Below are 25,393 nucleotides of genomic sequence, written 5' to 3' on the forward strand. Positions count from 1 at the left end.
GCCCGCTTAGCCGATGTCTGATGATAGCGACAAAGAAAGCAAAACCGAAGAAGCAACCGAGAAGAAAATCCGGGATGCCATTGAAAAAGGCAATATGCCGTTTTCGCGGGAAATCCCCGCTTTTGCCGGTTTTGCCTCGTTTCTTGTCATTGCCGTCTTCATCGCGGCTCCCGCGACGGCAAAGCTCACTGCATTTTTGCGTGAACTCATTGATCGTCCGCAGGATTGGCTACTCAACAGTGCAGAAGATGCCAGCCAGCTGTTCACGCTCGCGGCACTGGCTATTGGTCTGGCTTTAGTCCCGGTCTTTATTATCATTCCGCTTGCCGGGATAGCCGCTTCCGCGTTTCAGAATGCTCCGCGCATGGTAGGCGAACGTATTCGCCCGCAAGCCTCGCGCATATCGCTTATCAAAGGTTGGCAGCGAATTTTCGGACGATCAGGTCAGGTCGAGTTTCTGAAATCTCTGGCGAAATTCACCGCAGCCAGCGTGATTGTTTTCTTCGTCTTCTTCAAGGGCAACGATCTCTTCACACAGGCCATTGCGACTGACCCTCGAGGTCTGCCAGAGTTTTTACGCGAAAACCTCGTTCGGTTGCTGGTGGCTAATCTCTTGGCAATTGCAGCGATTGCCGCATTCGACCTTGCATGGTCACGCATTCACTGGAAACAAGAATTGCGCATGACCAAACAAGAGGTAAAAGACGAACTCAAACAATCCGAAGGCGATCCGCTGGTAAAGGGCCGGCTACGCTCGCTCGCTCGTGATCGCGCCCGCCGCCGCATGATAAGCGCTGTACCAACAGCAACGCTGATCGTCGCCAACCCAACGCATTTCTCCGTCGCCTTGCGTTACAAGCCCAATGAAGACGCTGCCCCTATTGTCGTTGCCAAAGGTCAGGACCTGATTGCGTTGAAGATTAGAGAAATCGCAACGGCAAATTCTATTCCCGTATTTGAAGACGTTCCACTGGCGCGTGCTCTTTACAAACAAGTCAATGTTGATCAAATGATTGCACCGGAATTTTATAAGGCCGTCGCTGAACTTATTCGTGTTATAAATACTCGACGAACAATGAATTGAACAATTTTTCAATGAAATCATTATTCACTAATGTAGTATATCTCAATTCTTCAATACTGGTGATAACACGATGAAAAGCATGCAGTTTTCAAATGAACGAGAAGCAATAATCGCACGCAATATCCGTGACGTTGTTGCAGATCTTCGTCTTGTTGATCCAGCAGATTATATTGCATTCATCAGATGCGAATTGCTCGCCAATATTGCCGACATCGTCAGTTCCGCGACTGAACTTTACTTTTATCCCGGCACACTTAACCTTGGCCATGGTTGCGACTTTGTTTGCGACTGGTTCAGCAACCCATCTGTTACTCTAGACATGGAATTCCGCAACAAGGGTGTCTATGCTTATTTCCGCCTCACCCTCACCGGAAAGACCGCAAGCGTAGAACTCAACCATATCGTCTTTGACAGCCCAGATGAGAACCCCGCGCGCAACACGGCACGGCTGGCTGACGCAATTGACGACGCAAAGCTTTCTTTGCGCAAAATTGCCTAGCGATGGCCGATAATAAGCGTAGGCATATCAGAAAAGATGCTGGACTTCAGGCATATCGATAATGCCGAGCGACAACGCCGTTGCAACTGCCGATGTTCTGTTTGAACAATTGAGCTTGATTTTTGCGTTCTGAAGATAAGTCACAACCGTCCAGCGCGCGATGTTCAAAATTTCTGCGATTTCGCCGTCTGTTTTGCCATTGGCAGCCCAGCGCAAACAATCCAGCTCACGCTGTGTCAAAAGAGCAACGGCAGCACTCATCTCTCGCCCATCGCAAAGCGTGTGATGAAGATGTCCGGCAGCGCTGATCAGCAGTGGCCGCAAATTTGCTATAAATTCTTGGCGATCAATAAGCGTATCCAATTGGAAGCTAAATTGAGAACAGCCAGCAATCCCTTTAGGTGTACGGGCAGAAACAGCTATATGGACATTGCCCAAGCCTTGCTTCTCCGCATCGCGAAACATATCCGCTATATGCTTACTTTTATCAGCATCGCGTTTTAGATCATGCACTAGCCCGTGGACGTCACTGCGGAAAAAAGGTGCATCTTCCTGAAATAAAGGATCGACGGAGAAATAATTTGTAGCCGCATATTTCACCATCCAACTGGTGGGCGCGGAGGTCACTACGGTCAGGTCAGACGAAAAGTTCCGGGAGCTGTTGCTTAACCGATTGCGGTAGGCATGCATGATATGCCGACAACCGATCTCATCACGAATGCGCACCATTCTGGCAAGGATATCGGTCTGATGTGCCGTTCCGAAGAACGTCTTCCTGAAATTTGGAAGATGGATCAAGTTGAGAGTCATGCCTAAAATCCCTGCAATAAAATAAAGAGGGCCTCATTCGAACCGTACGTAATCTGAACGGCGAATCAACTCCAACACGCTTTATTAGAGACACCTAGACACATGAAAAACCGACCTGCTGGCAAGCAGCGAATCCGGGATTTTCATGCCTTACACACAGGAAGAATTGGGCAAAGCATTGACGAAAAAAACGGCTGTGTTCAAGGAGAACGCAGCCGTTACTCTATCGTGTTGTTTTTATGGAGGAACCTGAATTGCAAGCCAAAAGGTTCCAAAAAACACAGTTTGCCACTGTATCACACAGTTAAACGATTTTTTGTCAGGCGCGGTTCTGCAGCGCTTCGGCCATGGCACGCAGAGTTACAAATGTAGACGCTGCACCCGGATCGATATGACCGATGGAGCGCTCGCCAAGCTTAGCTGAGCGACCACGGCGCGATTCCATTGCAGCCGTCGCCTTCATACCCGCTTCCGCCCCATCGCGTGCCGCAATCAGTACGTCGAGCGTGGACTTGCCAGCCTTCGCAGCCTCATTTGCAGCCTCAACAGCCGGAACCCATGCGTCGATCATCGTTTTGTCGCCAGGTGCCGCGCGACCGCGATCTTGAATGCCTTGTGATGCGGCAGCCAGCCATTCAGCAATGCCATTCCCATCAAGGTTCAGACGATTGCTGACAGCCGTGCCTGCACGCAGGAATGCTGTGGCATAGAGCGGACCCGATGAAGCACCGACCGCATCCAGAAACGCTTTGGCCATGCGCTTACAGATTGCTTCAATGGTTTCGTCGTCCTGCTCGTCTTCGAGCGCATGCTGAACAGCCTTCCAGCCGATCTCCATGGTGATGCCGTGATCTCCATCGCCAATCACGCCATCAAGTTCTGAAAGCCAGTTCTTTTCGGCAATGATCTGATTACCGACATTCATCATCATTGCTTTGAAAAGCGCAGGCGTCACATCGCCATCGGTGATGAGCGCGCGGGGCGCGTCTGATGTTGCTTCCTTATGTTCAACGGTGCGTGCTGCCTTGCGCTGAGAAGCGGGTTCGCGATCACCTGTCTGCACAGCACCAACCGTCAGGGCTGGGGTGTGGCATGGATGATCGAGTAGCGTTTGCAAGGTGGCGTCGAGCTTCATCAGTGTGACCGACGCACCGGCCATTTCAAGCGATGTCGCATATTCACCGACCCAAGAGGCGTGGATTTGAATTTCACGACCATCCAGAATCTGCTTTACGCGGCGGAAGATCAGGTAAAGCTCGATATGCGTGGTCGCACCAAGTCCGTTGACCAGAACAGCAACGCGATCACCAGCTTTGAGTTCAAGTTCTTTTAAAACGGCTGCTACCAGCTCGTCAGTCACTTCATCGGCAGGTGCAAGCTTCTGGCGGCGGATGCCCGGCTCACCATGCAAACCCATGCCGATTTCCATCTCGTCATCGCCGATGGAGAAGTTTGGCTTGCCGGTCTGTGGCAGCGAACAAGGGCTCAATGCCACGCCCATCGAGCGGGTAGCCTCATTGGCAGCCTGTGCAAGCGCTTCAACGCGCGGCAGGGATTCACCCAGATCAGCGGCAGCACCAGCAACCTTGAACACGAAGAAATCACCGGCAATCCCACGGCGTTCTGACTTGCGATCAAGCGGTGCCGAGGCCACATCGTCCGCAACCGCGACATGACGCACATCCATGCCGTCCTGGGCGAGTTCTTCCGCAGCCATCGTGAAGTTGAGAACGTCGCCTGTGTAATTGCCATAAAGCATCAGCACGCCAGCACCACCATCGGCAGCCCGTGCCGCTTCTGCAATATGAGCAGGTGATGGGGAGGCAAATACGTTACCAACAGCTGCCGCATCGGCAAGGCCGCGCCCGACATAGCCTGCAAAAGCTGGTTCGTGACCTGAACCACCACCCACGACGATGCCAACTTTGCCTTCGCGCGGGCCATCGACCGCTACAACTGCTCGACCTGTCTCGCCTTCGACGCGCAGAATATCGGGGTGCGCACCAACCATGCCTTCAATCATTTCTGCGATGATGTTTTCAGGCGCGTTGATCAGCTTTTTCGTTTTGACTTGTTCATTCATAATATCAGCTTTCTTAAACGTATTGCCTGATCAGTGGGCATCCCGGCGCAGATAACGACGCGATATGGCATCGAATGAGATGGCCAGCACGACGATTGCACCCGAAACAATGCCCTGCCAATAGGGGGAGACACCGAACAGAACGATAATGTTTTCAATAATGGCGATGATACCTGCACCGAAGATTGCGCCAATCGGGCTGCCGATGCCGCCGGTCGTGGCAACACCACCAATAACCGAAGCAGCGATTGGAGCCAGAACCCAGCTATCACCAATCGACGGCTGAGCGGTTCCAAGACGCGCAACCATCAGCACGCCAGCCAGACCTGAAATAGCACCGGCCACTCCGAATACCATGAGGCGGACGCGATCCACGCGAATGCCCAGCATACGTGCACCGTCGCGGTTGTTGCCGATGGCATACATGTAACGACCGAACGGGGTTTTCAGCATCACGAAAGTCGCGATCAGCAGTGCAACAAACATGATGATGAACGGTACCGGAATTCCGAACAGATCCCCACGGCCGAGATACTGCACGTCACGCGGAATGCCGGTGATGGCAACTCCGCGGGTCAATACCAGGTTGGCACCGCCAAAGATGCCCGCCGTGCCAATGGTGAGCACAAGTGAATGCAATCGCAGGAAGGTGACAAGGAAACCATTGAACAGACCAAGGCAAAGGCCAAGTAATATCGCCAGCAGCATTGCCGAATAAGGCTCAAAACCCATTCTCACCATCAGAATGCCGGACACAACGCCACAAAGGCCGCCGATCACGCCAAGCGATAGATCGAGTTCGCCCAGTACCATCAGCATCGACTGTGCAATGGTGATGAGGCCGACAAAGGCCAGACCACGCGCAACAACCGACAGATTGTAAGGCGTGAGAAAGTAAGGTGACATAATTGCCGAAAGGCCAAAAATCACCAACAGAGCCACCAAGACACCAGCCAGCGGCGTGCGGATGAGATTGGAAAAGGGATTAGTTTGCATCGGCTTTTACCTCTGTTCCAAAGATCGCGCCCACGAGTGTTTCATTGTTGGTATCGGTGGTGGAGAACTCACCGGTGATATGGCCGTTATGCATAGTGATGATACGGCTTGCGCATTTCTGCAGTTCGTTGAGTTCCGAGGAGACGAGGATGACACCCACGCCTTCTTCGGCAAGATTTTTCATGATGCGATAAATCTCGGATTTGGTCCGAATATCGATGCCCTTGGTCGGCTCATCAAAGATCAGCACGCGCGGGCGCGTGGCCATGGCGCGACCGATAATGGCCTTCTGCTGATTACCACCCGAAAGTTGCGAGATGCGCTTGCCCATGCCTGATGTGCGGATACCGTAATCATCGATTATCTTCTGCACGATATTGCGTTCACGGCGGTCAGAGATACCCAATTTGCCGCTGGTCAGCGCCAATACCGAAATGCCGATATTTTCGCGCAAGGAAAGAAGCGGCAGAATACCGTGATGTTTGCGCTCTTCCGAGAGATAGAGCATGCCGCCTGCAACCGAGCGCGAGGTATCATTCAGTGCCCAGCTTTCGCCTTCCACCTTCACCTGGCCCGATTTGGCTTTCAGAAAACCGAAGATCGTCTGCATCACTTCGGAGCGCCCAGCGCCAACCAGACCGGCAAAGCCCAGAATCTCGCCTTTGCGCAGATCAAAGCTGATGTCTTCAAAACGCGAACCGGACAGTCCGCGTACTTCCATGATTGTTTCAGTGGTAGGCTTTGACGGACGGAAATGCTCATCAAAGGAAAGATCGCGGCCAGACATGGCGCGGATCAGATCTGTTTCGGTGATGTCTTTGATATGGCCGCTTTCGATCTTCGTGCCATTGCGCAGAACGGTATAATCATCGCCAATCTGGAAGACTTCTTCCATCTTGTGGCTGATGAAGACAATCGCGTGATCGCGATCGAGAAGACCACGAATAACCTTGAAGACGCGCTCGACTTCAACACGCGTCAGCGACGAGGTCGGCTCATCAAGGATCAGCACCTTCATCTGCTCATTGGTGCAGGCACGCGCAATCTGCAAAAGCTGTTGATCGGACACAGAAATATTGGCAACCAGATCATCCGGCTGCGCTTCGATGCCGAAGCGGTCGAGATAGGTTTTTGCCTCTTCCAGCAGAGCCTTGCGGTTGACGGTAAAGCCGCCATGGCCAGTTCTGTTGAACGGCATGAACAGATTTTCCGCAACGCTCATCTGCGGGAACAGTGTGAGCTCCTGCGGAACATAGGCGACGTTTTTGTAAAGTGCTGCATCAGCAACCGGATCGCGGCCATCGATCAGCACCTGACCGCGCGAAGCGCTATCGGTTCCGGTCAGAATTTTTACGAGTGTTGATTTGCCGGCGCCGTTTTCACCGGCAAGAATATGCGTGCGACCCAGCTCGATTTTCAGGTCAACACCATCCAGCGCGGTTACGCCCGGAAAGTCCCGGCCTAATCCGCTTGTTTCAAGATAAGCCATGATGGACACCTTGGAAAACTATCGCTGAGTGTCCGACGAGTTGCCGGTCAAAGTCGATAGGACAGGAAAGAATGGAGCACGGGAGAACCCGTGCCCCTGCAACAAGACCAGTACGGATTAGTTGCCTACGTTTTCCTTGGTAAGGAACGCGTTGCCGGTGTCGATATAGCCAGGAACCGGCGCGCCGGTTGCCTGTGCCCAGAGCGTCATCACCGACCAGTAACCCTGAAGTTCAGGCTGCGATGCGGACGAACTGTCAGCCACGCCATTGCGGATCATGTCGAGCATTTCTGGCAGATTGTCGAGACCGACCAGCGTGACCTTGCCCTGCTTGCCAGCTTCAACGATTGCCTGACCGATACCGATCGGGCCAGCCGCATCCGAAGCAACCCAGCCCTTCAGGTTCGGGTTGGCCTGCATGATAGCAGCTGCCTGCTGCTGCGCGATTTCGATGCTATCATTGTCGATGCCTTCAGCAACAACCTTGATGCCCGGATGTTCTTTGAACACTTCGCGATGGCAATCAGCGCGGATTGAGTGGTTTGGTGCAGTTGGCACGCCCATCATGATTGCGACTTCGCCTTCACCACCCAGCACTTCGACCAGACGACGGGCAGCAATTTTGGCCTGCTCGCAGAAATCTGAACCGATATGGGTGATGCTCATGCCTTCAGGCGGCACGGAGTCGAACAGGACCAGCGGAACTTTCTGGTTCTGTGCTTCTTCAAGCGATGCGCGATTGCCCGATGGATCGAGCAGATCGAGTGCAAGACCATCCGGACGGGTTGCAAGGGCACTGTCGATGATCTGGTTCTGCTGAACAACGTCTGCGCTCTGTGGTGCTGAGTAGACGATTTCAACATTGGCGCCGGTCTGCGCTTTCAAGGCAGCAGCGGCCTGCTGCGCGCCTTCATTCACCTTGTCAAACCAAGGGTGCACGACCTTTGGCACGATGACAAAGCGGTAGCTGTCTTTTTTGACAGCGCCTGGCGCATCCTGCGCCATAACGGAAACAGGCAACGAAAAGGCAGCGACAGCCGCCAGCAAAGCAAGCTTCTTCATAGATTCCTCCCTTGGAAATCAGACGAAACTTCCTCCCGTCTGACTATTAAAAGATCACCCGGGAAGGCTCCTCTGCCTTCAGCCCGATAGCGAACTCTCGCTATCAATACATATGTATATTTCAAATTACAAGAGTAAAAATATGCGTATGAATTGCACGCACGCAGACCAACATACTGCAAACGCAGTCGTCCCTTGACTGTAGACCAACTGCAACAGCTGTATCTTAAGATGAGTGCATCGCTCATATATTATTGCGTTTCGCTGCTCACATCACTATGGTGCCGCCACACACAACCGGTGCCCACCTTGAACCAATCTGATAAATCCAATCTGCCATCAGCTCTCCAATTGCGTGAGATTGTCGACGTCGACTTGGCCATTACCGAATATTACGATGAACTGTGCCGCACGGTTCGTCGACGCGGTCATGCGTCATCAAATGCCAATGAAATTGTTCATGATCTCTATGTAAGGCTGAAAGACCGGAAGACCGATTTAGACGACAAATCTTCACTCCGTGCCTTTCTGAAGCGAGCAGCGATCAACTTGGGATTTGATCGGTTTCGACGCGAACAATTTGAAGCCAAAATCTTTTCGGGCACTGAGGAAGAAGCCGCCAACATCATCGGCGCTGAAACCGATCCTGATACCGCTCTTGACATGCCGCAGCGTCTCAACTGCCTGCGAAATGCAATCATGGAACTCCCCTATCGTCAGCGCCGAATTTTTATTGCGCACCGCATTGGCAACCTGTCGCCCGACGAAATTGCTCAGCGTTTTGGAATCACGCGCAACATGGTAGACCGGCATCTTCGCAAGGCACTCATTCATTGCCTTTACAGACTCGACGAACTGGATCAGGCATAATGCGTGCATCAAAAACCAAAACGGAAAAGTCTGAACGGCTTATCCGGGAACAGGCTGTCGACTGGCTTATGCAGTTACAGGCATCGCCCAAAGATTTGGTATTGATCGAAGCGTGCGCCGCATGGCGCGCGCAAGATAGCCGTCATGAAATAGCATTTACAAAAGCTTCGCGTGTTTTCAGTGACTCACGTTTCTTGCTGCTTCAGGATACCGATTTTGCGAAAACAGCAGCCAGAAGACCGCGTTTCCCTGTTGCAGCAGCTATCACGTCAATGGTCATCTTTGTGGGTATTGCAGGCGGGTTCATCGCTTTCGATGGACCGATGCGTCTGCGCGCCGATGTTATGTCTGCAAGCCGCGAAATGCCACTCGTCAAACTCTCTGACGGCTCTACTGTCCAGCTCAATTCAAGATCAGCGATCTCTTTTGACATTACAGAGGAAAGCAGACGCGTTTATCTCCTGCGGGGCGAGGCCTATTTCACCGTAGCGCCCGACAAGCAGCGTCCGTTCACCGTTATCGCTGCAAATGGCGAGGTGACAGCGCTCGGCACACAGTTTGACGTTAAATTACAAGATCAGGGTGCTGATGTTGTCGTCACCGAGCATGCCGTTGAAGTGCAGACCAGCGCCGATAAAGCGATGTTCCGTGCTGATCAGAGCCTTCGCCTTGAGCAAGGTCATCGTGTTTTTTACGACAGTGCCAGTGGCATCGGAAAAATCACAAAAGTAGACCCGGAACTGGCCGCATCCTGGCGCACAGGACGACTTATCTTCGAAGATCAGCCGCTTAGTCATGTGATCGAGGATATTGCGCGTCATCTTCCCGGTCGCGTAATGATTGCGAGCAGTGATCTGGCAGAACGCCGCGTAACCGGCACTTTCGATCTGTCAGCACCATCAACCGCACTTGATGATTTCATCAATGCATTTGATCTCAAAGCGGTTCGGGTTGGTTCCTTGCTAACAGTGTTGCACAATTAATTTTAAAAAGAATGTCCCAGCCAGCCAATTTCATTCGTCCACTCCATGAAAGGCAGTTTGCGCGACGCGCGTAACTGCTTCAACATCAAATGTTCAACGCCTTGAACGTTGAGACTGGATACGACATGAAAAGCTCCGCCTCGTGCATTCTTGCGACCTGCGCACGCACCGTTTTTGCCTCGGTTCTTCTGAGCAGCACAGTTCTGACACCACTTCTGAGCGCGCCCGCCATGGCGCAAGCAACAACGCAGGCTGTTGCAGTCAACGTTCCAGCAGGTACACTTTCAACCGGCCTCAATCGCCTTGCTGTTCAGACAGGATTGCAAATCGCATTTGATGCTTCCGTTACCAGCGGCCTGAATACATCAGGCGTTCGTGGAACGATGACGCCAGTGGAAGCGCTTTCCACCTTGCTGCGCAATACCGATATCCAATATCGTTTCACTGGCAGCAAAACTGTTCGACTGGAGCGCGAAACTTCTGCGAATAATTCGGTTGCACCCGTCACCGATGGCAGCCTTCAGCTTGATACAATCAACATCTCCCGCATCACTGGCGTAAATTTTTCCGAGCTTGACCCGCGCGTGTCGCAGATCACAACCGAACAGCTTGAGCAGGCACAGGCGTCAACCATTCCAGAACTTGTGAAGAGGACACCCGGTGTTTCGATGCTGGGTGGCGTACGCACAGAAGGTCAATCAATTGCCATCCGCGGCTTTTCACGCCAGACTGACGTTCGTATCTTGCTCGATGGCGCTCCAAAGAACTTTGAGAAATATGATCAGGGTACGATCTTCGTTGAACCTGAACTTCTCAAGCGCATTGAAATCGAAAAGGGCGCGACCACCGTTCGCTATGGTAATGGCGGCTTTGGTGGCACGATCAAGCTTGAGAGCAAAGACGCGGCCGATATGCTGCGTGATGGTGAAAACTGGGGCGCTTGGGCCAAAACCGGCTATCAGACTGCAAACAAACAGTTTCTTGAAACTGGCGCCATATATGGTCGCTCCAACCTTGGAACCGGCATAAATCTTGATGGTCTTGCGAGCCTGACATGGCGCAAGGGCGATAATATGCGCGTCGGCGGTGGTGATGTTTACAACTATTCCAGCTCCGAACTGACATCCTTTTCCGGCAAGCTCAGCGGCGAATATGGTGGCCATGCGGTAAAAGCGTCTGTTCTTTATGGAGAAAGTGCCAACTGGGGCCCACTTGCAGCCATTCGCGGACAGTTTGAGCCAAGCAGCAATGCTTTGGTGCCGGGTACACCAGCATATAAGGCAGCGATCCAAAGGCTCCTCGCTTGGCGCGAGCTCAAAGATTTCACCTCCGTTGTTGAACATACCTATGACGGTGACAGCGATCTGGTGAACACGCGCATTATGGCAAGCTATTCATCGACCGACATGCATGCAGAGCGCTTTCCCGGCGTCAATGGCACTGCATCACTCGGCGGCACAGAAAACGATGCCAAATATTCGGACTTTCATATTGAGGCTGAAAACACCTCAAATTTTGAATTGGGTGGAATCGATCACAGCCTGAATTATGGTGTGCAGTATAACCATCACGTTCGTGATGTGACGATGTTCGATAAGGCCAATGCAAAAGATTCGCAGTATAATTACGGTTATTATGCACCGTGGATCATGCCCGCTGGCAAACAGGATGTTACATCGTTCTTTGTGCGCGACAAGATGGCAATCACCGACAAGCTGACGATCACGCCCGGCGTTCGTTACGACTATGTACGCTCGGAAGGCGTTCCGAATGCTGCGCCTCGTTATAATAATCCTGCCGCCGGTCACGATTATTCAGCCACCTCGCATCATGGCTTCACCCCGGCGGTCAGCGCATCATACCAGATCACGCCTGCAACGCGTCTGTTTGCAGACTGGGCCTATGCGATGCGTGCACCCAACATTGATGAAATCTATTCAACGCAGAGCATTCAGACCAAGACATCCGGCACAAGCCGGGATCTGAACGTTGAGCGCAACAACGCGATCAATATTGGTGCAGATACGGCGATAAATAGCTTGTTTACCGACGGCGATATGCTGATGGTGCGCGGGTCGTTCTTCAACAACCATATTTCCAACCCGGTTGGACGGCGCGTGGGTAGTAAAAACAATGCGAACTTGAAGGAAGGTGAAGCAGCATTTTACTGGAACATGCCATCCTACTATACACGCGGTATCGAACTTGAAGCACATTATGAAAATAACTTCATGTTTGCCGATACCAGCCTCACCTACATGATTGGAAGGCGCGAAGGCACGCTCAACAACATCAAGGGTCCAGACAGCTATATCAACGATATCATGCCTACGACGCTGATCACGACACTCGGCTATAAGCTACCTGATCAGGATATCAATTTCGGCTGGACAGGAACCTTTGTCGACAAGCAGGACAGAACCTCGCATGTCAAAGACGATCTGAGCTATAATCGCCCCAAGGCTCCGGGCTATTCAGTACATGATCTGTTTTTCAACTGGACGCCGACACAGGGCGTTATGAAGGATTCCGAACTACGCCTGGCTCTGGAAAACGTCTTCGACAAAAACTACGAGCCTTATCTGAGCGACGGCATATCAGCTATGCCCGGACGCAATCTGAAAGTTTCTTTCAGCCGCAAATTTTAAATAGCTGCGGATATGCTGGAGGCAGTCTCCAGCATATCCGCAATAAATTCCGAATAAAACTAGCATTTGAATGATCTGCATACGGCGATGAGGCTTTTGTCGGCCTTAGAGTTCCGGTTTGATTGTCACTGATCGACAGATTTCATATCGCAGGTCGTCTCAGCATTGGAGCAAAGTCCTCTGAACCAAGCCCGGCCAGTCGATTGCTCACCGCTTGAAAGCTCGACAAGCTGCTCACTGGGCAAACGTTTGCGCAACAATGTATAATCCAGCAAGAGCCAATCCTCATGGCAGGCGAGGATATTGTTGATCTGGCCCATTTCTGTTAGCCAATCGCTGCCGATATCAAGCAGACGCTCGCTCTTAGTTTCTGGCTTCAAAAATCCTCTTGCCGACTGAATACCGATTGTGGCTTCGTCTGACCTGATCCAGCCCTCCCCCTCATAAATCTCTCGTGGGACGTAATCGTCGCTTTCTTCGTTATACGCATCGCTCGCATTGGCGATTTTAAGCCAGCCGTCCCGGGCCTCCTTCACATCAAAATAAATGCTGTAGGCATATTGTGCCTCCGCAGCATCTGAAACTGTCGGTATTTGACCGACGATTTCCGCTGCATCGGACGGCTCCCCGCGCACTTCTATGAAAGGCTTTTTATTGCTCGTCCATGCACTGAATGCACAGGTTGTGGCCTCTTCGGGAACCACTGCCTGAGCACTTGCAGACTGTGCCTCATCAAAGGACGTAAACACCGGTAAAGTAAGGGCAAAAGCTGCGAGATATGAACCAAACCGCATTACGATCTCCTTAGTGTGGTGGATTTGAAGTTGCTATCATTTGTGTTGCATTCAAGTTTAGGAACTTCAAATCCTTAAACCACACTAGATTCAAAAGTTTCCTAGTATGGCTGCGAACCCGAAATTCGCTCCCAGGAATGCTTCAAAATGATGCAAATTTCGGCTTCGCCATACTAGGAAATCCCTTCACTCGATGAAAACCTTCACGCTGGCAGCGCGTCCGCCTGCATCAACAACGGTCAGTGTGGAATAGCCGGTGCCATCCGGCAGCCATGTGGCCGTGCGGCGGCGGTTGGGTTCAGCAATGGGTTTGCCATTGGCAAGCCAGCGAAACGGTGCACGTCCGCCCTGTAATTTCAGAACCAGCGGCGAGGCATTATCGGTCAGGGCTTTCAATTCGACATGCGCGCCATCAGGCGGAAAGACGATGCGCGGTGCAGGCTCCATCGTGGCTTTGAGAACCGGCAGCGGATCGCTGCTCGATGAAAAGCGTATCTGCGTTACAGGAAGATCGGCGCGTGCTGTGCGAAATGCGCCAGCAGGCGCACGCGGCAACGGTACGGAAGCAACACCTGAACGTACAAAGGCTTCAAACAGGATGGGCGCTGCCGAAACATAACCGGCAAGGCCCGGCACCGAGCCGCCATCGGCACGCCCGACCCAGACACCCAGCACATAACGCCCGTCATAACCGACCGACCAAGCATCGCGATAGCCATAGGACGTGCCGGTCTTGTAAGCGAGGCCGAGGCGCTTCGCGCCTTGCGGCGGCACGACACCGGCTAGAATATCGCCAATCTGCCACGATGCCTGCTCGCTCAGAATAGGAGCCGATGGCTGAACAGGTTCTAAACCTTCGGTGCCGTCACGAAGGGCTGCCCCTCGCCCGCCATTGGCAAGGCCAGTATAAAGCTGCACCAGATCGCGCAGGCTGATGCCCGCGCCACCAAGACCGATAGCCAGTCCCGGCGCTTCACCTTTCGGCAATTGCAAATTGACCGCCGCCTGTCGAATACGCGTGGTGAGCCGCGCAGGGCCAATTGCATCGAGCAAGCTGATGGTCGGCACATTCAGCGACATTTGCAGCGCCTGGCGGATGCTGACATCGCCCTGATAGCTCATATCGAAATTGCGCGGACGATAGCCTGCAAAATCCTGCGGGCGGTCTTCGATTATGGTTTCCTGCGCAATCAGTCCTTGCTCGAAGGCCAGCCCATAGATGAAAGGCTTGAGCGTGGAACCGGGCGAGCGCACGGCGCGGGTCATATCGATCCAGCCCTGCCGCTTGCCATCGAAGTAATTAGCGGAGCCGACTTCGCCTAAGATATTGCCGTTGCGACTGTCGGCCAGCACCATGGCGACCGATACTTTTGGCCCAAGCTTCGCAGCAGCTTCGCGTGCCACAACTTCAAGCCCAGCCTGCACCGACTTCTTAAGCGTCAGCTGATGCCGGGCCTCGGTCGGTGCCTGCTTCAAAGCGAGATCGGCAAAGTGAGCGGCCAATGAAGGCAGGGGATGACGCGTCGCGGATATGCGCTCACGCGATGCGCGCTCGGCTTCTTCGCTCGTGAAAACATCAGACGAAACCATGCGTTTTAGAACGCGATCCCGCGCAGCAACCGCATTCTCCATCTCGCGATCCGGGCGGCGGCGCTCCGGCAATTGCGGCAAAGCCACAAGAAGCGCTGCTTCCGATATGGTGAGGCGCAGCGGCTCCTTGCCAAAATAGGCTAACGATGCCGACCGTACGCCTTCCAGATTGCCGCCATAGGGCGCGAGTGTCAGATAACGTTCGAGAATTTCAGATTTGCTCAGCCGTCGCTCAATTTGAACTGCACGCGCCAGCTGGCGGAACTTGGAGCCGAAGCTGCGGCTTTCGCGCGGCTCGATAAGACGTGCAAGCTGCATGGAAAGTGTGGAGCCGCCGGAAACAATACGGCCGCTCCCTGCAAGTTGATACGCAGCCCGAAGAAGCGCTGTGAAATCAATGCCGCCATGATCGTAAAAACGCTTGTCCTCATAGGCGATCAGCATTTTCACGAATTTCGGATCGACATCTTCGATGCGGGTATTCAAACGCCAATAGCCGTCCGGCGTTGCATAGGCACGCAGCAAAGCGCCGTCGCGATCCATAACTTCAGTGGAAATGGTCAGCCGTTCCGGCAAAGGCGGAGGATAGGCGCGGTCGAGCCAGTCAAGCCCGACCACGGTTCCGAGTGCAGCGATGCCGAGAAACGCGGCACCGCCAATCGCTATTTTCCAACGCCTTTTCATTTGTTTGAGCATGATCTTGTCCGAAAACCGGCTCCCACTTTTCGGGATCATGGTTTATGGAGCAGCCACCTCCATCATGCCTGTCGCCGTGCGCGCTGCAAATTGCGGACGATACATATCCTCAACCGTTGCTGCCGGATGGGTGTAAAGACCGGGCGTCACCGCACGCACCACATAAGCGAGCGTGATCGGCTTCTTCTCGCCTGCAGAGCGGTCGAAAGCGGCCACAAAACGATCATTGCGGAATTCGAGATGCGCTGCCTGTGTGCTTTCAAGCCATGGGAAATTGCCAAGATCGGCACTGGAAACAAGACCCGGATTGTCGATCTCGAAACCAGCTGGCAGCAGATCGGTCACAAGCAGACGCGACTGCCATTCCTGCAGATCGTCAATTTTCAGAACAACAACATAGCGCTCATTCTGATTGACCCCGGTGACATTGGCCGGCTCGCCATCAAGCGTATAATAAGTGCGCTCGATGTTGAAACCTTCTCCACCCGCAGGCAGTGACTGAGCGGGTGCTGCAACAGCCGTGACGACCGCATCAACCGAACCCTGCCCCTTGTTGGTGACGACCAGCGGCTGCGTTTCAAGGGCTGCACCATTGAGACGCTCGGAGAACGCGCCCTCATGCGCTGTGCCATTGATGTCGAGGCTGATTGCGCCATTGTCATCCTGAAGCCCGCGTGCTGCAAGCAGCATCCATGCCTGATCCTGCGTGCTGAGATAACGTGCCTTTTCGCGCTGGAACTCGACCAGCGTAATCAACGATGGCAGCACTTTCGGCGCAGGCTTGGTTTCCGAAGCAAGAGCCAGCATTGCCGCGCCATCACGCAGCGGCGATCCATAATCGGAGCGATTATAGTCGTAGCTGGACTGGCTGGTTGCGAGCTGGAGCGACGCATTGAACACGCGTTCCGAACGCGGCTGATCACCATAAAGAGCAAGTGCTGCACCAAGCTGGGCAACGGCCATCGGGCTTGCAAAGTTTTCAAGCTGGGTATCGGCAAAGTAACGCAGATCGCCAACTGAAGCCTTCTTGTTGCGTGCCAGAACATAGAGCGCATAGGCAATGTCGTTGCCACGTTCCTTGACGTCGGTGGTATAGCCGAGCGCATTTTGCAGATTAGAAAGTGCAGACAGCATCGCTTGCTGCGGCACGTCATAGCCCTTTTCGCGGGCACGCGTCAGGAAGTCGGTCACATAGGCGTCCATCCAGAGATCACCCGATCCCGGCGACCAGAGGCCAAACGAACCGCTCGAAGACTGGTTGTTGAGCACGCGGAAGATGGAATCCTGTACGCGCTTTTTAAGTTCTTCCTGACTTTCCAGACCCGCTGCCGCTTCCGTACCTGCAGCCATTTCGCTCAAATAAAGCAGCGGCAGTGCGCGGCTGGTGGTCTGCTCTGTGCAGCCATAAGGATAGCGGTCGAGCGCCATCAACAATGCTGGCACATCAAATGCGGCACTTCGCGTTACACCAACGCTGACAAAAGCACCATCAAGCAGGCTTTCAGACAGAAGTCCGCCATCGACTCGCACACTTCCGCCATTGGCCGTGAGATTGACGACATGGCGGCTCGTGACCGGCAGATCGACCGGACGCACCGGCAATGCCAAAGCCTGTTCAACATTGAGGCCTGCATCGTTGGAAAGCCGGATCGTCACACCACCCGCACCCGTGGCCACAGCATTGAGTGGAACGGTGATCGACTGTCGTTTGCCACCTTTAAGCGCAATGCTTTCAGGGTAGGAGCCAACCTCAACACCGAGATTATCGGTGGTCTCAAGGCTCACACGATAATCGCCGTCCGGTGCATCCGTATTGGCAATATCGAAGCGGATATTGGCCTGATCGCCAGGGGCCATGAAGCGTGGCAGACCAGCGGTGATGACCACAGGATCGCGGATGATAACATCGGTCACCGCATGGCCGACTGCCTTCTTGGTCCATGCCACCGCCATGACGCGCGCGGTACCGTTGAACTGCGGTATGTCGAAAGTAATTGTTGCCTTGCCGTCACTGTCGAGTTCAACCGGACCGGAGAACAGCGCAACCAGTTTTTCGGTGGGCGGGCTACCTTCCGCTGCCATATTGCCACCATCGCCACCTGTGCGCAGCTTGCCGGTGACGCCGAGCGAACCATCGATCAGACGACCATACATATCGCGCATTTCAAGGCCCAGCTGACGCTGGCCGAAGAACCAGTTTTCAGGGTTCGGCGGCTGATAGCGTGTCAGATTGAGAATGCCGACATCGACTGCCGCGACCATGACATAGGCCTGTTCGCCACCCGCATTTTCAACCGAAACTGGGATGGAAAGTGTGGAACGCGGTGTGATCTTTTCAGGCGGGGTCAGCTTGACTGCAAGCTGCTTGTCGGCAGGATCGACCTTCAGCCATTTAAGACCAATCGCACGCGCAGGCATACGGCTTTCAATCGCCTCACCCGGACGGAACAGCGTTGCCGTAACATAGGCGCCCGCACCCCAATCCTCACCCACCGGAATATCGATGGTCGTACCACCTTCCGGCACGCTTGCGGTGATTGTCTTGAGCAGCTTTTCCGCACCAATGGTGATGAGCAGCTCACCTGCAAAACGTGGGGACACTTTCAGTTCTGCCGTATCACCCGCCGCATAATGTTCCTTGTCGAGCGCGATTTCGAGCCCGTCCGGCGTTTCGGTCGAGGTTGAGCTGACAAACCAGCCCGCATCGAATTCATAGCTTGTGGCCGGGCCGGAAGCATCAGCTGTTTCGATTTCCAGACGGTAACGACCCCAATCGACCGGCAGACTGATTTCAGCCTCGCTATCGGTTGTAAGGTCAATCTTGCCGTTGGCAATCGCCTTGGTGAAAGTCACTGGTTCGTAGTTCCAGCTGTTGCCACTGCGATACCACTGATAATTACGCTCGATCTTGACCAGTGACCATTGTGCGCCATCAAGCGCCTTGCGATCACCCTTGCTGTCAGAGGCGATCAGGCTGAACTTTGCAGTTCCGCCCTGCGGAACTTCATCGCCAGCGAAATCCGGGCGAATGCCGATGAGATCGGTTTCCGGCTGAATGGCCACATCGATCTTACGCTCAACCGCACGACCACCGGTTTCGCGCATACGAACGGTCACGGCTGCATTTACGAGACGCGTCGTTGACGGCATTTCATCGACTGTAACCGGGAAAGTCGCCTTGCCATTGTCATCGACTTTTGACAGGCCATCGAGCGGCAGACGCGTGGCTTCGCCCTGTTCTTCATCGGCGAGGCCGAAATAATAGCCCTTGAAGCGGTCCCACTGACGCTTGGTCGAAAGCGTGACTTCGCCTTCAAGCGCAAGACCGGCGGCAGGCGCGCCATAGAGGAAACGACCGTCCACGGTGATATTGGCGGTTTCGCCAACAGCGATTTCCGGCTTGTCAGACGTCAGATCGAACTCGATCCGGTCCGGCACGAAATCTTCAACCAGGAACATCTGCGTGGCAATCGCCGGCTGCTTGGGATCGGTATAGACCGAAACATTCCAGGTGCCGCGCATGGCGTTCGACGGCAAGGTCAGGTCGATGGCATGACCACCGGCCAGTTTGCTGTCGGAAACAAGACGGCGATCTTCCACGCCATCGGGACGCGAGAAGATGAAGGTCAATGGCAGATCGTCGATTGCGGTTGCGGTGTCGTCACGCGCAAGCGCACCCACATGCACAACTTCGCCCGCGCGATAAATGCCGCGCTCTGTCCATGCATAAAGATCAAGCGCTTTCGGCACGGCACGGCCCGTCACACCACGATCGGAAAGATCGAAACCGGCGCGCGCCATATCGAGGAATGTGAAATCATCGTCATCCTGACTCGCCATCAGCACCGCTGGCACCATGCCGTCTGTGCCGCGGGTCAATCCCGGCGTAAACGTCGCCCGGCCATCGCGGTCAGTCTCGGCCTCGCCCAGCACTTCATTGTTGCGTGCAAGCAGCGTCAGCTTCACGCCTTTAAGCGGCTCTGCGCTTTCCAACGAACGGGCAAACACGTTGATACCGTCCTGTCCGGTATAGGTCGAAAGACCGATGTCGGAAACGACAAACCATTGCGTTGCCTTGGTGCCATATTCATCATCGGACTTCTGAACCAGCGGTTCAGCGGTTAGCACATAGACGCCGGGCTTGCGTTCCGGCAGCGCTTCATCAACCGGGAAACTGGTCGTTGCTTCCTTGTTCAGCTCATTGCCTGCAACCTCGATCTCACCCTCCCAGACAGGCGCACCCATCTGATCGGAAACCGTGCTGATGTCGTAGCTGTCCAACTGGCGCAGGAACTGATAGCCGGAGAGAAGCTGTGCCAGCGAACGGTCGCCGACGCGGTAGAGCTTGACCTTGGCTGTGCTCAAATTAACGCTGACCAGCGGAATGCCGCGACGGGCTTTCGCAGGCAGCACGAAGCTGTCGCCGGTAAAGCGCACCGATGGCGCGCGGTCCTGCACATAGATCGAAAGATTGACCGGAGCTGGCAGCACTTCGCCAACAGCCGATGGCAAACCCTGACGAAAAGTCACCGTATAATTGCGGCCATGTTCCAGACCCTCGACGCAAATCTGGCGGTCCTTGGCGTCAACGGCTTTTGGCGCGCCATTATCGAGTGTAACGAAGCTCGAATAATCGACACCGCTTTTCACCAGTTCTTCGGAGAACTGCGCGCAGATGCGCGGCGCGGCATTGTCATTATCGACCGTATTATTGACGATGCGGAAGCCTTTGCGGGCCTTCAGATCTTCATAGGCGTCATGAACGGATGCGGAATTGACAAGATCAAGGCTCGCTTCATAAGCCTGCAGAGCCGGGCGCGATGCATCGCGCTTTTCGAGTACCTGCGCCATGACGGCAAGCGCTTGCGCGCGCTCATCCTTGGTGCGTGAGGTCTGGTAGGCAAACCACGAGGCCGACGTCGCATCGCGCTGGAACTTGGAGCGTTCCTGACCATTGGACGGCTCGGTCGCAAGCGCTGACAGCGCATATCCGGCCCAGATTTCGCTTTCGTCCGGCGACATGCTCGCAGCCAGTCGGAATTTTTCCATTGCCGTGCGTGGATCGCCATTCATGCCAGCAGCGCCCGCCTCATTGCGCAGATCGCGCAGACTGTCAGAGCTTTCAAGGCCGCTGATTTCGCGCTTGAGACGACGGGCTTCGTCAACCAGATTAGCGGCGAAAAATGAAATAGCAGGCGGCGCACCAATATCTTCAACGGCAACCGCTGCGGCTTCCTCTGTCACAACCCGTCCGGCAATCGAGCCGACAGATTCATTCAACCTATTGAAATCGGATTTCAGGAAGCACCACTTGACCTTGGGATTATAGGTGAAGGCCAGACAGGCATTATCGCCAAGACAGGTGCTTTTGCACTGAGCGAGCGAGACATTCTTTTCGGTCCGCAGATCAAAGCCGAAATAATCGGCGTCCTGCGTGGTCTCGATTTTCCGGGTTTCTGCGGCATGAGCGCTAAATGATGTCGCAAAGCAGAATGCAGTCGTAAAGGCCAGCAAAAGCCGATTAAACCGAACAGACATGAATGTCACTCTTCTGTAGTTGTCCCTCATCCCGCACGGTTGTCGTCCACCCGCACGCTCGTAGATCAGACATTACCAATTTATCCGCAAACGGATAGCTGGATTCGTATCTGAGCTGATCAGCACCTTTGATACAGAACCAAGCTCGCGAAACAAGCCTCTTTTAGATGCTACTAAATACGAAGTTGTCCCAAACAGCTGTTGCTCTGCTGTCGTAAATTTCCTAGCTGTAAGACAGGTTGCTAAAAAGCGGGAGAGTTTTGGGTGGTCACTGAATGGCTGGCAGATTCCAGTCCGGTAAGCCGGAAAAGTGCTGCGGAAATCGTTTTTGAGGATATTCGTTCAGCCATTGCGAGTGGAAGACTGGCGATCGGAACGCGTTTGCCTTCGGAAGCCCAGCTTGCTGAAAAATACAGTGTTAGCCGCCCAATCGTGCGCGAGGCACTGCGCTCGCTGCAAACGCTTGGCCTCACCCATACCCGCACCGGAAGCGGGACTTATGTTCTTAAGACATCTCCCGGCCCGGAACTGAGCTATGGCGGCTATTCGGCGCGCGATCTGATCGAGGCCCGCCCATTCATCGAAGTTCCAGCAGCCGGATGGGCAGCAATCCGCCACACGGATGATCAGATGGCAAAGCTCATTGATCTTTGCGATCGCATGGAAAAGCAGACCGATCCGCATAAATGGGTGCTGCTCGACACCGAATTTCACAGCATGATAGCGTCTGCTTCCGGCAATGCCATGTTTGCAAAAATCGTTGCTGATGCCCGCGTGGCGCTTTCGCGCCAGTCGGAACTTGTCAATCTGATGGCAGGTCGCCGCGAGGCTTCCAACATCGAGCATCGCCAGATTGCCGAAGCGATAAAGAGTGGCTCCGAAGAACAGGCGCGGCTGGCTATGCAGAGCCATCTCGGTCAGGTTAAGCTGGCTGTCACAACCATTATGGCGAAAGAAAAAAGCGCATCAGACTGAATGTCCGATGCGCTTCATTCTCAAGCTTCAATTGCCAGATTGGCAAGCTGCTCAGGCTTGAGCGCCTGCTGCAATTGTTCCGCCGTCATATGGCCCTGCGCAAGCACGACCTCCGGCACCGTCTGACCGGTGGCAAGCGCTTCCTGCGCAACTTTGGTCGCCGCATAATAGCCGATCAGCGGATTAAGCGCTGTTGCAAGACCGATGGATTCCTCCACACGCCGCGCCATGATTTCCGGATTGGCGGTTATGCCATCCACACAGCGTTCTGCAAGAATGCGGCAGGCAGCACCCAGATGGATGATGCTTTCAGACAGTGAGCGCACGATGATCGGCTCAAAAGCGTTCAACTGCAACTGACCGCCTTCGGCTGCCATGGTGATCGTGATGTCGCTGCCAATGACCGCAAAAGCCACCTGATTGACCACTTCCGGGATCACCGGATTGATCTTGCCCGGCATGATGCTGGAACCTGCCTGAACGGCTGGCAGGTTGATTTCGCCGATACCGGCACGCGGACCGGACGACAAAAGCCGCAGATCGTTGCAGGTCTTGGAAAGCTTGACCGCAACGCGCTTCAAAACGCCTGAAAGATGCACGAACGCGCCCGGATCCTGTGTTGCTTCAATCAGATCGCTGGCCGTGACCAGCGGGCGACCTGTCAGTCGCGAAAGGTGCCCACAGGCAAGCGCTGCATAGCCTTTCGGCGCATTAAGCCCGGTGCCGATTGCCGTGGCGCCTAAATTGATTTCGTGCAGAAGCTTTGCCGATTCAAGCAGCCGCAGGCGATCTTCGCCAAGCATCACTGCAAAGGTGCGAAACTCCTGACCCAGTGTCATCGGAACCGCATCCTGAAGCTGTGTGCGCCCGACCTTCAGCATCTTGTCAAATTCGCGGGCTTTACGCTCAAACGATGCCTGAAGAAGCTCCATGCAATCAGCCAGCTCATCAATGGCTTCAATCAGGCCGACATTAATTGCGGTCGGATAGGCATCATTGGTCGACTGGCTGAGATTGACATGGTCGTTGGGATGCAGATGCGCGTAATCGCCCTTTTCATGCCCAAGCAATTCCAGCGCACGATTGGCGATAACCTCGTTTGCATTCATATTTGTGGATGTACCGGCACCGCCCTGAATGACATCGACCACGAACTGATCGTGCAGTGCGCCATCACGGATTTCTCGGCAGGCACTCACAATCGCATCCAGATGCTGGCGGCTCAACAGGCCGAGCTCATGATTGGCCAGCGCTGCGGCTTCTTTGACGAAAGTCAGGCCGCGCACGAGGTAGGGATAGCGTCCGATGCTGACGCCTGTGATCTGAAAATTATCCACTGCTCGCGCCGTATGGACGCCCCAGTAAGCATCTGCGGGCACCTCCTTTGCACCAAGCAGATCATGTTCAACGCGCGTTCCGACCACTTTGTCCTCCTGAACTCGAAACGTTAAATCTGTCTGACAGCATGACAGATTTAATTCGGTTACTCCTACTTGAGACAAGCGTCAACACACTTGTGAGCTTGACTCGTGTTTTCTGATATGCGTTAAGACTTTCATTAAATCTGTCATGCAGCTTTACAGAAAATGCAATGGGAACGAATTGAAGCGTGACGAGAAATCTGCCCATAATGGTGCTGAGGTTTCTTTTCTCAACAATGCTTTGAATTAAAACAAAAGATGCATTGCCGTGCCGCGTGCGCGCTCCATGTATCTGACTGTTTCAACATACCGTTACTCATTGCGATCACTGCAAAAGCTATAGAATTTGTTCAAAACTGGGCTCTCAGGGAGGAGCGATGACAACGGAATTTATCAAAGCCACACCGGCAGAACGCGAAGTCTTCACGGAAGAAGACCGCGGCTATCACAAAGCGCTGAAGCCGCGTCAGATCCAGATGATTGCCATCGGGGGAGCAATCGGTACGGGTCTGTTTCTGGGTGCAGGCGGACGTCTGGTTCAGGCTGGCCCGTCGCTTGTGTTCGTTTATGCCGTCTGTGGCTTTTTCGCATTTCTGGTGCTGCGCGCCCTTGGCGAGCTGATTATGCATCGCCCGAGCTCCGGCTCATTCGTCTCCTATGCCCGTGAATTCTACGGCGAGAAAATGGCCTTTGCGGCTGGCTGGATGTACTGGCTCAACTGGGCTATGACATCGATTGCGGACGTGACTGCTGTCGCCCTCTACATGAATTTCTTCAAGCATTATGTGCCCTGGCTCGAAGGCATTGACCAGTGGATGTTTGCGATGACCGCGCTCGTTCTCGTGCTGTCGATGAACCTGCTCTCGGTCAAGGTTTTCGGTGAACTGGAATTCTGGTTCAGCCTTATCAAAGTGCTGTCTCTGGTAATTTTCCTTGCTGTCGGTATTTATTTCGTCGTTTCCGGCACGCCGATCGACGGCCATCAGCCGGGTTTCCATCTCATTCGTGAAAGCGGCGGTTTCTTCCCGAACGGTATCCTGCCCGCCCTTGTAATCATACAGGGCGTGGTCTTCGCCTATGCCTCAATCGAACTGATCGGCACCACGGCTGGTGAAACCGAAGACCCACGCAAGATCATGCCGGGCGCGATTAAAACAGTCGTCTTCCGCCTGCTGGTCTTTTATGTCGGCTCGGTTCTGCTGCTCACCCTTCTGCTGCCGCATACGCTCTATTCGGCTGGCGAAAGCCCGTTTGTGACATTCTTCAGCAAGATCGGCGTTCAGGGTGCAGATATCATCATGAACCTCGTCGTGCTGACTGCGGTTTTGTCATCGCTGAATGCCGGTCTTTATTCGACCGGACGCATTCTGCACTCGATGGCTGTTTCGGGTTCTGCTCCGGCGGCACTTGCCAAGATGAACAAGAGCGGCGTCCCTTATGGCGGCATTGCTGTTACCGCAGTCGTCACCGCGATTGGCGTTGCACTAAATGCTGTTGTGCCTGCCGCAGCCTTTGAAATCGCGCTGAACCTTGCTTCGTTGGGCATCATCACCGCCTGGGGCGTTATCATCCTTTGCCAGCTCAAGCTTTGGCATTTGTCACGCAAAGGCGAGATCGCCCGTCCGGATTTCCGTATGTTCGGCGCGCCATATACCGGCATCCTGACGCTGTTCTTCCTGTTCGGCGTTCTGGTTCTAATGGCGGCAGACTATCCGGTCGGCTCCTACACCATCGGCTCGCTGATTATCATTATACCAGCACTGGTTATTGGCTGGTATGGTCTGCGTGACCGAATCTATCGTCTGGCGGCAGAACGCGCAGCTGAGACGCAAAAAATAGCTGATTGAGGGGCAGA

Annotated in this window: 16 protein-coding genes; 7 read left to right on the forward strand and 9 right to left on the reverse strand. The window is 54.0% G+C overall.

The window, feature by feature from the left end; genetic code table 11:
- Positions 1 to 13 precede the first annotated feature (13 nt).
- Positions 14 to 1,084: a flagellar biosynthesis protein FlhB gene (flhB, locus tag J2782_RS14260; protein WP_310013674.1), complete on the forward strand. Its 1,071-nt coding sequence runs from the start codon at positions 14 to 16 to the stop codon at positions 1,082 to 1,084.
- A gap of 70 nt (positions 1,085 to 1,154) precedes the next feature.
- Complete coding sequence (locus J2782_RS14265; protein ID WP_310013676.1) at positions 1,155 to 1,583, forward strand: hypothetical protein; 429 nt, start codon at positions 1,155 to 1,157, stop codon at positions 1,581 to 1,583.
- Positions 1,584 to 1,610: 27 nt separating this feature from the next.
- Here the strand turns inward: J2782_RS14265 and J2782_RS14270 are convergent, their stop codons facing one another.
- From J2782_RS14270 to J2782_RS14290, 5 genes are all read right to left on the reverse strand, one after another.
- Positions 1,611 to 2,393, reverse strand: a complete 783-nt coding sequence (locus J2782_RS14270; RefSeq protein WP_310013677.1) for a helix-turn-helix transcriptional regulator — start codon at positions 2,391 to 2,393, stop codon at positions 1,611 to 1,613.
- A 319-nt stretch (positions 2,394 to 2,712) separates the two neighbouring features.
- Positions 2,713 to 4,476, reverse strand: coding sequence for a dihydroxyacetone kinase subunit DhaL (gene dhaL / locus J2782_RS14275; RefSeq protein ID WP_310013678.1), 1,764 nt, complete (start codon positions 4,474 to 4,476; stop codon positions 2,713 to 2,715).
- 30 nt (positions 4,477 to 4,506) lie between these two features.
- A complete protein-coding gene (locus tag J2782_RS14280) occupies positions 4,507 to 5,472 on the reverse strand; it encodes an ABC transporter permease (protein ID WP_310013681.1) in 966 nt (321 codons plus the stop codon).
- Positions 5,462 to 6,961, reverse strand: a complete 1,500-nt coding sequence (locus J2782_RS14285) for a sugar ABC transporter ATP-binding protein (RefSeq protein WP_310013682.1) — start codon at positions 6,959 to 6,961, stop codon at positions 5,462 to 5,464. The genes J2782_RS14280 and J2782_RS14285 overlap by 11 nt, the downstream gene beginning before the upstream one ends.
- 117 nt (positions 6,962 to 7,078) lie before the next feature.
- The gene (locus tag J2782_RS14290; protein WP_310013684.1) at positions 7,079 to 8,023 is read right to left on the reverse strand and encodes a substrate-binding domain-containing protein; all 945 of its coding nucleotides are present in this window, start codon (positions 8,021 to 8,023) and stop codon (positions 7,079 to 7,081) included.
- Positions 8,024 to 8,323: 300 nt separating this feature from the next.
- Between J2782_RS14290 and J2782_RS14295 the strand changes: the two genes are divergently transcribed.
- The 3 genes from J2782_RS14295 to J2782_RS14305 all read left to right on the forward strand — a co-directional run bounded on the left by J2782_RS14295 (position 8,324) and on the right by J2782_RS14305 (position 12,524).
- Positions 8,324 to 8,893: an RNA polymerase sigma factor gene (locus J2782_RS14295; protein WP_310013687.1), complete on the forward strand. Its 570-nt coding sequence runs from the start codon at positions 8,324 to 8,326 to the stop codon at positions 8,891 to 8,893.
- Entirely contained in the window at positions 8,893 to 9,876 is a 984-nt protein-coding gene (locus J2782_RS14300) for a FecR family protein (RefSeq protein WP_310013690.1), read from the forward strand. Before J2782_RS14295 ends, J2782_RS14300 begins: the two co-directional genes overlap by 1 nt.
- A 125-nt stretch (positions 9,877 to 10,001) precedes the next feature.
- Entirely contained in the window at positions 10,002 to 12,524 is a 2,523-nt protein-coding gene (locus tag J2782_RS14305; protein ID WP_310013693.1) for a TonB-dependent receptor, read from the forward strand.
- Positions 12,525 to 12,649: 125 nt separating this feature from the next.
- Here the strand turns inward: J2782_RS14305 and J2782_RS14310 are convergent, their stop codons facing one another.
- The 3 genes from J2782_RS14310 to J2782_RS14320 form a co-directional block, all read right to left on the reverse strand.
- Positions 12,650 to 13,318, reverse strand: a complete 669-nt coding sequence (locus J2782_RS14310; RefSeq protein ID WP_310013697.1) for a hypothetical protein — start codon at positions 13,316 to 13,318, stop codon at positions 12,650 to 12,652.
- 186 nt (positions 13,319 to 13,504) lie between these two features.
- The gene (pbpC, locus tag J2782_RS14315) at positions 13,505 to 15,604 is read right to left on the reverse strand and encodes a penicillin-binding protein 1C (RefSeq protein WP_310013698.1); all 2,100 of its coding nucleotides are present in this window, start codon (positions 15,602 to 15,604) and stop codon (positions 13,505 to 13,507) included.
- A gap of 42 nt (positions 15,605 to 15,646) precedes the next feature.
- The gene (locus J2782_RS14320; RefSeq protein WP_310013701.1) at positions 15,647 to 21,142 is read right to left on the reverse strand and encodes an alpha-2-macroglobulin family protein; all 5,496 of its coding nucleotides are present in this window, start codon (positions 21,140 to 21,142) and stop codon (positions 15,647 to 15,649) included.
- A gap of 264 nt (positions 21,143 to 21,406) precedes the next feature.
- Here J2782_RS14320 and J2782_RS14325 point away from each other — a divergent pair, with 264 nt between their 5' ends.
- On the forward strand, positions 21,407 to 22,117 hold the full coding sequence (locus J2782_RS14325; protein ID WP_310013703.1) for a FadR/GntR family transcriptional regulator: 711 nt from the start codon (positions 21,407 to 21,409) through the stop codon (positions 22,115 to 22,117).
- Between the two features lie 20 nt (positions 22,118 to 22,137).
- Here J2782_RS14325 and J2782_RS14330 read toward each other — a convergent pair whose 3' ends face one another.
- Positions 22,138 to 23,541, reverse strand: coding sequence for an aspartate ammonia-lyase (locus tag J2782_RS14330; RefSeq protein ID WP_310013705.1), 1,404 nt, complete (start codon positions 23,539 to 23,541; stop codon positions 22,138 to 22,140).
- 374 nt (positions 23,542 to 23,915) lie between these two features.
- On the opposite strand from J2782_RS14330, the gene J2782_RS14335 reads away from it, so the two are divergent.
- Complete coding sequence (locus J2782_RS14335) at positions 23,916 to 25,385, forward strand: amino acid permease (RefSeq protein ID WP_310013707.1); 1,470 nt, start codon at positions 23,916 to 23,918, stop codon at positions 25,383 to 25,385.
- Positions 25,386 to 25,393: the final 8 nt, after the last annotated feature.

It is taken from the genome of Brucella pseudogrignonensis, from assembly GCF_031454375.1.
GTDB lineage: Bacteria > Pseudomonadota > Alphaproteobacteria > Rhizobiales > Rhizobiaceae > Brucella > Brucella pseudogrignonensis_A.